Below are 13,485 nucleotides of genomic sequence, written 5' to 3'. Positions count from 1 at the left end.
CATGAAGATCGTCATCGCCCCCGATTCCTACAAGGAAAGCCTGTCCGCGCTGGAGGTCGCCACCCAGATCGAGGCCGGTTTCCGCGAGGTGTTCCCCGACTGGCAGTACCGCAAGGTGCCGGTCGCCGATGGCGGCGAAGGCACGGTCGATGCGCTGGTGGCGGCCACCGGCGGGCGGGTGATCGACTGCACGGTCAGCGGCCCGCTCGGCACCCCGGTGCAGGCGTTCTTCGGCCTGACCGGCGACGGCCGTACCGCGGTGATCGAAATGGCCGCCGCCAGCGGCCTGGCACTGGTGCCGCCGGCCGAGCGCGCGCCGCTGCGCACCAGTACCGCGGGCGTGGGCGAGTTGATCCTGGCCGCCCTGGACGCCGGCGCGCGGCGCTTCATCATCGGCATCGGCGGCAGCGCCACCAACGACGGCGGCGCCGGCCTGGCGCAGGCGCTGGGCGTGCGGCTGCTGGATGCGCAGGGCGAGTCGATCGGCCCCGGTGGCGGCGCGCTGGCGACGCTGGCGCGGATCGATACCCAGGACCTGGACCGGCGGCTGCAGGACTGCCAGTTCGAAGTGGCCTGCGATGTGGACAACCCGCTGATCGGCCCGACCGGCGCCTCGGCGGTATTCGGCCCGCAGAAGGGTGCCACCCCCAGCATGGTGCGCCAGCTCGACAGCAACCTGCAGCGCTACGCCGATGTGCTGCAACGCGACCTGGGGCTGCGCCTGCACGACCTGCCCGGCGGCGGTGCGGCCGGCGGCCTGGGCGCGGCGCTGGTGGCCTACCTGGGTGCGCAGTTGCGGCCCGGGGTGGAGATCGTCGCGCAGGCGCTCGGGCTGGATGCCCTGGTCGCCCAGGCCGATCTGGTCATCACCGGCGAAGGCCGCCTGGACAGCCAGAGCCTGCACGGCAAGACCCCGGTGGGCGTGGCGCGGGTGGCGCAACGACACAGCAAGCCGGTGATCGCCATCGCCGGTTGCCTGGGCAACGGCGCCGCGCTGCTGCATGGGCACGGCATCGACGCGATGTTTGCGGTGGTGCATCGCGCCTGCACGGTGGAACAGGCACTGGCCGACGCCGCCAGCAACGTGCGCATCGCCGCGCGCAACGTGGCGGCGACGCTGCAGCTGGGCGGGGCGTTGGCACAGGTCGGGTCGGGGCGCGAGCGGGGCTGACGGCAGTGCCCCGGGTGGCTCGGAGGGGTGGGGCGCCTGCGCTCGCGTTCGGGGCGGCCTCCTGGACAGGGTGCGCGCCCACGGCATGTACGACCGATCCGCGCGAAGGCGGTCAGCGTTCTTCGCACCGATCCCGGGCATCGGCCGCAACTGCTCCCGTCACACACCTGCCGAACATCCGCGAAGCGAACATGCCACCGTGACCGCTCCTGATCGCGGCAACAGACCCCCGCCCATGCTCACGCTAGACCGCACCCTGGCGCAGTCCATTGTCGACCGCGCGATGACCATCATCGACGGCAACGTCAATGTGATGGACCACTCCGGCGTCATCATCGCCAGCGGCGAGCCGGCGCGGATCGGCCAGCTGCACGAAGGTGCGTTGCTGGTGCTGTCCCGGCAGGGCCGGGTGGAGATCGACGCCGCCCTGGCGCAGCAGCTGGATGCGGTGCGCCCCGGCGTCAACCTGCCGCTGATCGCCGAGGGCCGCATCGTCGGCTGCGTCGGGCTGACCGGCGACCCGCAGCGCATCGGGCAGCAGGCCGAGCTGGTGCGCATGGCCGCCGAAGCGATGCTGGAACAGGCCGGGCTGCTGCGCCTGCTGGCCCGCGACGCGCGCCTGCGCGAAGAGGTCACGCTGGGCCTGATCCGGCCCGAGGGCCCGACCCCGGCGCTGGCCGGCTGGGCCGAGTGGCTCGGTATCGCGCTGGACCTGCCGCGCGTGGCCGCGGTGATCGAAGTGGAAAGCGATAGCCTGGACCTGGACGCGATGCTGGTGGAACTGCAGCGCCTGCACACCCTGCTGTCCACGCCCGAGCGCGGCAACCTGATCGCCGCCACCGCGCTCAACGAGCTGGTGGTGCTCAAGCCGGCACTGGACCGGCGTGGCCACTGGGACGTGGAGGAGCAACGCCGTCGCGCGCACAGCCTGCTCGAGCGCATGCGCGCCAGCAGCCGGCTGCGGATCCGGTTGGCCCTGGGCCAGTATTTTCCGCAGGCCAACGGCCTGGCGTTGTCGCACCAGATCGCGCGCACCACCATGCGCATCGGCAAGGCGCGCACCCCGCATGCCGACGCCTTCTTCTACGACGATTACCGCCTGCCGGTGCTGGTGGACGACCTGCGCCAGGCCTGGCAGGCCGAGGAATTGCGCAAGCCGCTGCAGGCACTGCTGGCGCAGGACCGTCGCAGTCAGTTGCTGAAGACCTTGTCGGTCTGGTTCGGCGCCGGCATGCGCATGGCCCCCACCGCCAAGGCGCTGGGCATTCATCGCAACACCCTGGATTACCGCATGCAGCGCATCCAGGAACTGTGCGCGGTGGACCTGGGCAACACCGACGACTGCATGCGCCTGTACCTGGCGCTGCAGATGCGCCACGACAGCGCCGCAACCACGCCGAACACCGACGCGCACGCCCCCGACTGAGCGAGGCCACAACCGCCGCAACGCTGCCCTGTGCAGTGGCGCACGGAACGCCGCCTTGGCTGGTATGCGCAGTCCGCTAGACTGCGCGGATTGCCCGGCCGCGAGCGCTCCGTTGAACCAGTGCGATACCGTCGTGTCATCTGCGTCTAGCGAGGCCCAGCGCCTGGCACGTCTGGCGTTGTTGCAGGTGGTCGACACTGCCGCCGAGCCGTTCTTCGACGCGCTGGCCGCTGCCGCGCAGGCGATCGCCGGTACCCCCATCGCACTGGTCTCGCTGGTGGACGAACATCGGCAGTGGTGGAAGGCCAACATCGGCCTGCCGGGGGTTTCGGAAACCCCACGCGAGCTGGCGTTCTGCGCCTACACCATCCAGGGCGATGCGGTGATGGAAGTGCGCGACGCGCCGGCCGACCCACGCTTCCACGACAACGCCCTGGTCACCGATGCGCCCGGTATCCGTTATTACGCCGGCGCCCCCATCGTGCTGCCGGATGGTTTACGCATGGGCACGGTGTGCGTGATCGACCAGCGCCCGCGCGCGCTGGAGCCGGCGCAGTTGCAGGCCTTGCAGCAACTGGCCAGGGTGGCCGCCGAAGGCCTGGAGCAACGCCGCGTGATGCTCGAGCGCGAGGCGGCCAATGCCCAGCTGCAGCAGCGGCTGCGCGAGAGCGAAGCGTTTCTGGAGCGCACCGGCCGGGTGGCCGGGGTCGGCGGGTGGGAGGTGGACGTGGCCAGCGGCACGCTGATCTGGTCGGACCAGACCTGCCGCCTGCACGATGTTCCGCCCGGTTACCGGCCCAGCCTGACCGAGGCGATCGGCTTCTATCCGCTGGAAGCGCGCGCGGTCATCACCGAAGCGGTCGAAGCCTGCGTGCGGGACGGCACGTCCTGGGATCTGGAGCTGCCGCTGACCAGCGCCACCGGGCGACGGCTATGGGTGCACAGCACCGGATCGGTGGAACACGTGGATGGGCGCATGCGCCTGATCGGTGCGGTCCAGGACGTGACCGACCGGCACCAGGCGGTGGACGCGCTGGCCGCCAGCGAGCGCAAGTTCCGCAAGATGTTCCAGTACAGCCTGGGCCTGATCTGCACCCACGACATGCATGGCCGGCTGGTCAGCATCAACCCGGCCGCCGCACGCTCGCTCGGCCGCAGCGTCGAGCAGATGGAAGGCCGCTCGCTGGTGGAATTCGTGCGCCCCGAGCGCCACGCCGCCTTGCGCGGGTACCTCTCGCGGATGGTGCTCGATGGCCAGGATTCGGGAGTGATCGAACTGGTGGCCGGCGACGGTAGCCTGCGCCATTGGCAGTACCACAACGTGCTGGACGTGGAATCCGACGCCACGGTGGTGCTGGCGCATGCCCAGGACATCACCAACCAGTACCGGCAGGAGAAGCAGCTGCTGGAATGGTCGTTCACCGACCCGCTGACCAACTGCTACAACCGCCGCTTCCTGGACGAACTGGACAAGCGCGACCCCAGCGTGCGCTGGGGCTGCATCGTGGTGGACCTGGACAAGTTCAAACTGGTCAACGACACCCATGGCCATCAACGCGGCGACGAGGTGTTGGTGCAGATGGCATGGTTCCTCAACCAGCCGCTGCGCACCCAGGACCGCCTGGTACGCCTGGGCGGCGACGAATTCCTGGTGTTGCTGCACCAGGCCACCCAGGCACAGCTGGATGCGTTGACGCGCGACTACATGGGGGCCATCGAGGACGCGCCGATCCGCTTCACCCTCGGCACCGCCCTGCGCCAGGACGGCGAAGCGCTGGCGGCGGTGGTCGATCGCGCCGACCACTCGCTGTACTCGCTGCGCCGCGCCCGCCGCGGCACCGGCACCAGCGACCAGCGCTGAGCCTGCGAACACCCGGAAGCTGCACCGGACCCATGTGACCGGCTGCGGGGAAGCGTGCCGATGAATAAGCGATCGCCTATCATGTAAACGTTTACAACTACATGGATTGGAATGGATACCTTCGATCGCACCCAGCTCAGCCCCAAGTGGCAATTCCGCTTCGCCTTCTTCGACCGTCACGGCGGTCCCAGGGACCCTGCCTACAAAGAGGCGCTCAAGACCCTGCCGTTCGGGGAGAAGCTCAAGGTGGGCATGAACTTCTACGCGTTGTTCTTCGGCTTCATCTATTTCTTCATCCTGGGCCTGTGGCGCAAGGCGCTGGGCCTGATCGGCGTCGGCCTGGTGGTCGGCATCGTAGCCTCGTTCCTGCCCGCATCGATCGGTAACGCGCTGAGCATTCCACTGGCCCTGCTGGCCGGCATGAGCGCCAACTACGCCTACTACCTGGACAAGGTGAAGGGCAGCACCAGCTTCAACCCGTTCGAAGGCATGCGCTGGTAAGCCACCGCCGGGCCGCGGACCCTCCCACCGACGCCCTGCCGCCAAGCCCGGTCCTGTGACCGGGCTTTTTTGTGGGCCAAGCGCGCCGGCCTGAGGACAAACGTGTGGGCATCATTTGCATGCCAGATGGCAGGGGATCGCGGGAAAAGCGCATTCAATCCTCGCCGTACGCGACTCAGGCCGCGCGGGTGCAGACGCGATCGCAGCAACGCCAGGATTTGAGAATAGGCCTCGCTGCACGGCCATGCGTCCTGGGCAGCCTCCCGCGCACGCTGCGAGCGGGGTTGTCGGCGCAGAGCACCCTCCGATCCGGCAGCGCCACGGCTGCCGCAGCGGCGTTTGGCCCTGGAAATGGGCGCCGGACCAACTGCCGTCCAGGCAGGCACGGGAAGTCACAGCCGGACTCATCCGTTAGCGAAGCTGGCAAGGCGTTTGGGTTAATACTCCAAACCATTGATCCAAAAGACGTCTCTACCTCGAAGACGCGCTTGAGACCGCCCGGATTGTTGCGTCGCGGCGTGGTGTGGGTGCTGCCGCATGCTTAATCTTTGCCAACACATGACACACCGCTCTGCTGGTTTTAGATCGATCCAAGCGCGCCCATCGCCCGCAAGTGTTTGAAAAGACATTGTCTTTCCGTCGCACCATCACCCTCGACGAGACGCTTGAATGACCGCTTTCCGCCATTGCCGCCACACCCGCTGTCGCAGGCGCTGCTGCTCGCATCACTGTCGCCCCTGGCTGGCCTGGCCCAGCAGACCCCCGCCCCGCAACAGCTGGACGCGGTCACCGTCACCGGCTCGCGCATCAAGCGCGTGCAGGCCGAAGGCCCGGCGCCGGTGCAGATCATCGGCGCCGACGAGATCCGCGCCCAGGGCTTCACCACCGTCTACGACATGCTCGGCACGCTCAACCAGGCCATCGGCACGGTGGAGGCGGACGTCAGCTGGGGCTCGCATACGCCCAATGCCAGCCCGCTCAACCTGCGCAACCTCGGCCCCAACCGCAGCCTGTTGCTGGTCAACGGCCGCCGCGTGGCCGATTACCCGTTGCCGTACAACGGCCAGAGCAACGTGTCCAACTACAGCAACATCCCGGCCGCGGCGGTGGACCGGGTGGAAGTGCTCACCGGCGGCGCCTCGGCCATCTACGGCTCGGACGCGATCGCCGGCGTGGTCAACGTGATCCTCAAGCAGAACTACAGCGGCGATCAGTTCCGCATGCGCGGCGGCACCTCCACCGAGGGCGGCCGCGACACCGCCGACGTGTCCTGGGCCGGCGGGCGCACCGGCGACCACTGGAGCGTGACCTACGCGCTGCAGTACACCAGCCGCGACCCGCTGTTCGGCCGCGACCGCCCTCAAATGGACGATGCCAGCGATGCGCCCTATAGCGCCTGGACCACCGAACAGCGGCGGGTGGGGTTTCGCCCCAGCAGCGGCATTGCGCTGATCGACAATGCCACCGGCACCCGCCAGGCGCCGCCGCCCGGTGCCTGCGATCAGTTCGGCGGCGAGTACTACCTGGCCGACCGGCTGCTCTACAACCGCAATACCGGCGTCACCACCAATACCGGCCAGCTGTGCGGGCTGAGCGCCGACTACGGCCAATGGCTGCTGCGCAGCGGCGGCAAGGACCTGTCCGGGTATCTGTACGGCACCTGGGAGTTCGGCAACGGCGTACAGGCCTGGACCAACCTGGCGGTGTTCGACTCCGAAGCGCAATGGGGCACCTCGCCGCCCTATGTGCAACTGCCGGCCGGGCTGGACTATCCGGCCTTTTACGATACCGCCAGCGGCCAGCAGCTGATCGGCGTGCGCCAGTTCACCGCCAGCGAGGTCGGCAGCCAGGCCGGCCTGCGCAACCGCAATCGCGAGCGCTCCTGGGACATCAGCGCCGGGCTGCGCGGCACCCTGGCCGACGGCCGCTTCGACTGGGAAGCCTCGCTGGGGCGCTCGTACTACCGGGTACAGGAGCGCATTTCCACGGTCGATTGGCAGCGCGCCAACGACTACTTCCTGGGCCCGCAGCAGGGCACGGTGGACGGGCTGCCGGCCTACACGCTGGACCGCGCGCGCTGGTGGACCCCGCTGACGCCAGGCCAGTACGCGCAGATCGGCGCGCATTCGGTCAACCGCGCCGCGTCCTGGGTCAACCAGGGAGCGCTCAGCCTGAGCGGTCGGCTGTTCGAGGGCTGGGCCGGGCCGGTCGAATTCGCCGCGGTGCTGGAAGCGGCCCAGCAAGGGTATCGGCTCAATCCGGACCCGCGTGCCAATGTCGATTACGAAGTGCAGAACGTCGACCGCGGCGGCGGCGAGCGCACCCGCTACTCGGGCGGCCTGGAGTTCGGCGTGCCGTTGACCGCCACGCTCACCGCCACCCTGGCCGGCCGCTTTGATCGCTATGGCGACTACACCGCATTCAACGACGCCGCCGACCAGTTGGACATCGGCACCCAGAAGGAATCCACCTGGAGCGCCGGCCTGCAGTGGCGGCCGATCGACAGCCTGCTGCTGCGCGGCAGCTACGCCACCAGCTTCCGCGCCCCGGACATGCATTACTTGCTCGGACAACCCAGCTCGGCGCAGGTGCGCACGCTCGACCAGTACCGCTGCATCGCCAGCGGTGCCTACCAGATCAACAACTGCACCGGCGACAACACCGAGGTGACTTATCCCTTCGCGATCAATCGCCGCGGCACCCCGGATCTGGAGTCGGAACTGGGCAATTCCTGGACGGTGGGGTTTGTCTGGGATGCGTTCGAGAACCTGTCGTTGACCGCCGACTTCTGGCGCATCCATCTGGAAGAAGAGATCCGCGACATCGATGAAACCACCATCCTGCGCGACGAGGCCGGCTGCCGCACCGGGCTGACCATCACGCCTGGCCAGGCCTGGTCCAACCCGGGCGGCGCCGATTACTGCGCCTCGATCCTGGCGCGCGTGCAGCGCAATGCGGCCGGCGCCATCACCGCCATCGAGCGCGGGCCGATCAACCTGGCCCAGCGCGATGTCAGCGGCATCGACCTGTCGGCGCGCTACCAGCTCAAGACCGGTGTCGGCGATTTCCAGATGGGGCTCGACTACACCAACCTGCGCTCGATGCGCGAGCAGACCTACCGCACCGACCCCAATCCCGAGCGTCGCGACCGCGACATCCGCAGCAAGCTGCGCGGCAGCGTGAGCTGGCTGTACGGCAACTGGAATGCCACCGTCTATGGCGATCGCGTCGGCGCGGTGCCGGGCGTGCGTTCGCACTGGGGCCTGGACCGGCTGGACAACCCCGGCGGCTGCGTGCCGTTCGCCGATGGCGGCGTGCCCGACGACCGCGCCAACTGCACCGACACCGATCCGGCCAGCCCCACCTTCGGCCAGAGCACCCGCAAGTACTACGGCCGCATCGGCCCGGCGATCACCTGGAATGTCAATGTCGGCTACCGCATCACGCCGGCGATGAAGCTCAACCTGTACGTCAACAACGTTTTCAACAGCACCGGCTACAACCACAAGGATCCGTACAAACTCGATTACGAGTTCTATAACAGCCGCCTGTTCAGCCCGGTCGGGCGCGAGATCGCGGCAGAATACGTGTTCGATTTTTGAAGCGCGCAATCGGCGACGCGTGCGTCGGATATGGACAGGTGGTGTTTGCGGCATCGTCCGGGCACGCAAGATGCCTGCCGATTCCGGGCACGGCCAAAACGCACGACGATGCCGGCGCCTTGGTGTCTCGTGTTGCGCGCACGTGTCGTGCGTCGGTCGCTGCGCATCGCAGCGGCGGGCACGCGCCTTCCACCTGCGGCTTTGGCCGCCCTCTCCCCCAAGGGGTTCTGCATGCTGTCAGTCGTACCGCCCAACCGTTCCACCGCGCGTGCTGCGCGCACGCCGTTCTGGCGCCGCGCCGCGGTCGGTCTGTGCCTGCTTGGCGTGGCCATGTCCGGCCCGCTGGCCGCGCAAGACCCGGCGCAGGTCAACACCTTCATCGGCAGCAAGGACGACGGCAATACCTATCCGGGCGCCTCGGCGCCATTCGGCCTGATCCAGGTCAGCCCGATCGGCGCGCACTACGCCGGCTGGCGCTATGACGACCCCAGCATTCGCGGCTTCGGCCATTCGTTCCTGTCCGGCGCCGGCTGCTGGGAGCAGGGCGGCCAGGTCTCGCTGCTGCCGGTCATCGGCCGCATCGGCCCCGGGGGCGACTTCGACACCAACGATGCCAAGGCCTTCGACCAGAAACGCTATGCCGCGCGCTACACGCACGATGGCGAAGTCGGCCAGGCCGGCTATTACAAGGTACGGCTCACCGATTACGGCGGCATCGACGCCGAAGCCAGCGCGCTGACCCGCGCCGCGACCGAGCGCTACACCTTCGCGCCGGGCGCCGACACCGGCCATGTGCTGGTCAACGTGGCGCAGGCCAACGACCGCCATGTGGTGATCGGCAGCCAGGTGCAGATCGTCGGCGACCGCGTGGTCGAGGGCAAACTGACCACGCAGAGTTTCTGCGGTGGCCACGAATACACCACCTGGTTCCGGCTGGAATTCGATCGCCCGTTCACCGCGCATGGCGTCTGGGGCGAAGAGGGCGGTGTGCCCGGCGCGCGTCACGGCATGGGCGGCGAACTCAAACCCAACGGTGCCTGGCTCAGCTTCCCGCTGGGCAAAGACAAGCGCGCGCGTGCGGTGACTGTGGTCAGCGCCATCTCGCATGTGGATGCGCAAGGCGCCCGCAGCAACCTGCGTGCCGATGGCATGCAGGGCGGCAAACTGCTCAGTCTTGAACAGATGCGCCAACGCGCGCAGCAGGGCTGGCGCAATGCGTTGGCCAGCATGCAAGTGGAAGGCGCCAGCAACGACGAGCGTTCCGTGGCCTATACCGCGCTGTATCACGCCTTGCTGCAGCCGCTGACCGGCAGCGATGCCGATGGCCGCTATCGCGGCTACGACGATGCGATCCATCGCGCCGATGGCTGGACCTACTACGAGTATTTTTCGCTGTGGGATACCTACCGCTCGCAAAACCAGCTGCTGGCCTTGCTGCAGCCAACGCGCGCGCGCGACATCGGCCGCTCGTTGCTGGCGATCCAGCAGCAAGGCGGCTGGCTGCCGCGTTGGGGCTATGCCAACTACGACACCAACATCATGACCGGCGACCCGGTCACCCCGTTCCTGGTGGATCTGTGGCGCTTCGGCGCGTTGCAGGGTAACGAGGCGCAGGCGTATGCAGCGCTGCGCCAGAATGCGTTCGGCCAGCCGCCGATCAATTCGCGCCACGCCGGGCGCTCGGGCAATGCCAACTATCTGGCCAACGGCTTCGTGCAATACGACCGTGCGTTTCCCTCCAAGGGCATGGACGTGGACCCGCATCACGGCGGTTCGGCCACGCTGGAATACGCGCTGGCCGATTGCGCGCTCGCACAGATGGCGCAAGCGCTGGGCCACGGCGATGACAGCGCGCAGCTGCGCAAACGCGGCGGCAACTGGCACAACGTCTGGGATGCGGATGTGCGCGATACCGAGACCGGCTTTGCCGGCTTCCCGCGCCCGCGATTGGAAGACGGCAGCTGGTATGCGCCATCCGACGATCGCTACAGCCCACGCTCCGAGCACGGCTTCCACGAAGGCACCGCCTGGCAATACCAGTGGCTGGTGCAGCAGGACATCCCCGGCATGCTGCAGGCCATGCATGGCCGCGAACACACCGGTAAACGCCTGGACGCCTTCTTCGCCTACGACGATCTACTGAAAGATCCGCTCACTGCCGCACGCACGCACTGGGTGGTCGGCCCGTACAGCTATTACAACCAGTACCGCTACAACCCCAACAACGAACCGGACCTGCACGCACCGTGGATGTACACGCTGATCGGGCAACCGTGGAAGACCGCCACCGTGGTGCGCGCCGCGCAGCAGTTGTTCACCAATGCACCCAACGGCGTCACCGGGAACGACGACCTTGGCACCATGTCGGCCTGGTATCTGTTCAGCGCGCTCGGCCTGTATCCGGCAGTGCCGGGCAGCGGGCAATTCCTGCTGCATGCACCGCGTTTCAAGCGGGTCACGCTGAATCTGGGCAACGGCAAGCGCCTGCGCATCGACGCGCCCGGCGCCAACGGCCGCGCGCTGCAATACGTGGACAGCGTGCGTTGGAATGGAAAGCCGCAGCCGCAGGTGTTCCTGGATTGGGCGCAGCTGCAGCAGGGCGGCACGCTGTCGTTTGCGCTCACCCCGCAGGCGCCCACCCAAGGCTGGGGTACGCAAGCGGATGCATTGCCCACTTCATTCTGCGCCACACCTCAGGCGCAGTAACACCACGGCGGTTGAAGCCCTCTCCCTGCGGGGCGAAAAGGCACAGCTTGCGCGCTACTGGCGCGCGTGCCTTGGAGAGAGAAGGACGCTCAGCCCGCCTGATTCAACCGGCTATTGCGTCGCCCATATGCCAGGTACACCACCACGCCCAGCGCATTCCATAGCAGGAACCAGACCTGCGTCTTGCTCGGCAAACTCCAGAACAGGTACAGACAGCCGCCGATCGCCACCGGTCCCACCACCCACGCCAGCGGCGTGCGGAAGGCGCGCGCGCGGCCGGGCTCGCGCACGCGCAACACCAACAGGCAAGCCGCCACCGCGGTGAATGCGGCCAGCGTGCCGGCATTGGCCAACGCGGCAATTTCGTCCAGCCGGGCCACGCCCGCCAGTGCTGCCACCAGCACCGCGGTGAACAGCGTGATCGCCACCGGCGTGCCGGTGCGTGCATTGACCTTGGACAGCCCGCGCGGCAACAAGCCATCGCGCGACATCACGAAGAAGATGCGGCTCTGCCCGTACAAGAACGCCAGCAACACCGTCGGCAACGCAATGATCGCCACCGCACCGATCACCAGGGCCGCCTTGCCGTGGCCGAGTTCGCGCAGGATCAGCGCCAACGGCTCGGGGCTCTTGCCGAACACGGTAAAGCTCATCGCACCCACCGCCGCCAGCGCCACCAGCACATAGATCAAGGTGCAGCCGATCATCGAACCGACGATGCCGATCGACAGATCGCGTCCGGGGTTCTTGGTTTCTTCGGCGGCGGTGGAAATCGCATCGAAGCCATAGAACGCGAAGAAGATGATGGCCGCCGCTGCCATCACGCCGCGCTCCACGCCATCGGGACCCATTGCCTTGGAGAAGCCATACGGCATGAACGGCTGCAGGTTGGCGCTGTTGAAGGCCGGCAGCGCAATGGCCACGAACACGCCCAGCGCGATGATCTTGAACACCACCAGCACGGCATTGAGCGTGGCGCTTTCCTTGGTACCGGCCATCAACAGGCCAGCCACCAGGAAGGTGATCACCACCGCCGGCAGGTTCACGATGCCGCCGGCATGCGGCCCGGCAATGAGTTCATGCGGCAAGCCCACTCCCAGCCATTGCAGGAACCCGACGAAATAGCCCGACCAGCCGACCGCCACGGTGCTGACCACCAGCGAGTATTCCAGCACCAGGCTCCAGCCCACCACCCAGGCAATGCTCTCGCCCAGCGCGGTGTAGCTGTAGGTATACGCACTGCCGGCAGCCGGCATCATCGTGGCCATCTCCGCATACGCCAGCGCCGCGCAGGCGCAGACGATGCCGGCCGCCACGAACGACAGCAGCACCGCGGGGCCGGCCTTGTCGGCGCCCACGCCGATCAGCGTGTAGATACCGGTACCGACGATGGCGCCGATGCCCAGCGCGATCAGATGCGGCCAGCTCAGGCTGCGGACCAGTTGCCGGCCAGTCTCGTGCACGGTGACCTGATCGATGGATTTGCGCCTGAGCCAAGACGACATGCGGACCTCGCAGGAATCAAAAGAATGCGCGAGTGTCGCCCAACGCAGCGCAGCAAAGCTATCGGTCCAAGGTCATGCGGTGGCTATGCCCGGGCAAGGCGGGCACGCGATGGCATCAACTCATGCGCGGCGCATCGTGCCTATCCTTGGCCAAGCACCACCATCCATCACGGCGTGCGCGATCGACGGCACGCGTTCGCCCACCACACTGCCGCTCACTCAATCGAGGCGCGATGCGGCGGGCGCGCGTTGCGATAGATCAGCTGCACCGCCCAGGCACCGGCAAGCCCGACCACACCGGCAGCGAAGTGGCTCCAGTCCAGCACCCGCGGCGCCGCGCCATTGGCGTCATGGCCCCACAGGTTAAACCACAGCAGCACCAACGCGGTGATGCCCATGCCCATCCAGAACCACAGCCGGGTTCCGCCGATTGCGTAGATCAAAAACGGCAACGCCGCTCCGATCAGAAAATGCACCGGAAAAAAATACGCCGTGCCGTAGGGGCGCATCAGGTACCAGACGATCGCTGCGAACGTGCCCAGAAAAACGAACAGGCCAAGCGCCAGCAGGCGGGTTTGGTTGGTGGCAGTGGTCATCGGCAAGTCTCGCAAAAGCAGACCCTCACCCTACCCATGCCCAGGTCAATGCAGTGCGAGCGTGCTGCATGCATCGCTTCGGTGGTCTGGTTCGCTTCGCACAAAGGCGACATGCAG

8 protein-coding genes are annotated in these 13,485 nt (G+C 67.5%); 6 read left to right on the top strand and 2 right to left on the bottom strand.

The genetic code is table 11. The features are described from left to right. The first annotated feature begins 1 nt into the window (after position 1). The 6 genes from J7396_RS19095 (at position 2) to J7396_RS19070 (ending at position 11,267) form a co-directional block, all read left to right on the top strand. Positions 2 to 1,171: a glycerate kinase gene (locus tag J7396_RS19095; protein ID WP_209261916.1), complete on the top strand. Its 1,170-nt coding sequence runs from the start codon at positions 2 to 4 to the stop codon at positions 1,169 to 1,171. Positions 1,172 to 1,406: 235 nt separating this feature from the next. Beyond that, on the top strand, positions 1,407 to 2,597 hold the full coding sequence (locus tag J7396_RS19090) for a sugar diacid recognition domain-containing protein (protein ID WP_209261915.1): 1,191 nt from the start codon (positions 1,407 to 1,409) through the stop codon (positions 2,595 to 2,597). A gap of 112 nt (positions 2,598 to 2,709) precedes the next feature. After that, positions 2,710 to 4,458, top strand: a complete 1,749-nt coding sequence (locus tag J7396_RS19085; protein WP_029820551.1) for a diguanylate cyclase — start codon at positions 2,710 to 2,712, stop codon at positions 4,456 to 4,458. Positions 4,459 to 4,569: 111 nt separating this feature from the next. Then, a complete protein-coding gene (locus tag J7396_RS19080) occupies positions 4,570 to 4,959 on the top strand; it encodes a DUF2628 domain-containing protein (protein ID WP_008573104.1) in 390 nt (129 codons plus the stop codon). 737 nt (positions 4,960 to 5,696) lie between these two features. Beyond that, positions 5,697 to 8,561 (top strand): TonB-dependent receptor, encoded by a 2,865-nt coding sequence (locus J7396_RS19075; protein ID WP_244669751.1) that lies wholly within the window; start codon positions 5,697 to 5,699, stop codon positions 8,559 to 8,561. A 231-nt stretch (positions 8,562 to 8,792) separates the two neighbouring features. Further along, on the top strand, positions 8,793 to 11,267 hold the full coding sequence (locus J7396_RS19070; protein WP_071118830.1) for a GH92 family glycosyl hydrolase: 2,475 nt from the start codon (positions 8,793 to 8,795) through the stop codon (positions 11,265 to 11,267). 89 nt (positions 11,268 to 11,356) lie between these two features. Here J7396_RS19070 and J7396_RS19065 read toward each other — a convergent pair whose 3' ends face one another. Together J7396_RS19065 and J7396_RS19060 are read right to left on the bottom strand one after the other, a co-directional pair. Further along, positions 11,357 to 12,772, bottom strand: a complete 1,416-nt coding sequence (locus J7396_RS19065; RefSeq protein ID WP_057682045.1) for an amino acid permease — start codon at positions 12,770 to 12,772, stop codon at positions 11,357 to 11,359. Positions 12,773 to 12,987: 215 nt separating this feature from the next. After that, entirely contained in the window at positions 12,988 to 13,368 is a 381-nt protein-coding gene (locus J7396_RS19060; protein ID WP_008573095.1) for a hypothetical protein, read from the bottom strand. Positions 13,369 to 13,485: the final 117 nt, after the last annotated feature.

The sequence above is a fragment of the Xanthomonas sp. A1809 genome, assembly GCF_017746015.1.
Classification (GTDB): domain Bacteria; phylum Pseudomonadota; class Gammaproteobacteria; order Xanthomonadales; family Xanthomonadaceae; genus Xanthomonas; species Xanthomonas euvesicatoria.
The sequence above is the reverse complement of the archived record's forward strand: the minus strand, read 5'-3'. Positions and strand labels throughout refer to the sequence as shown.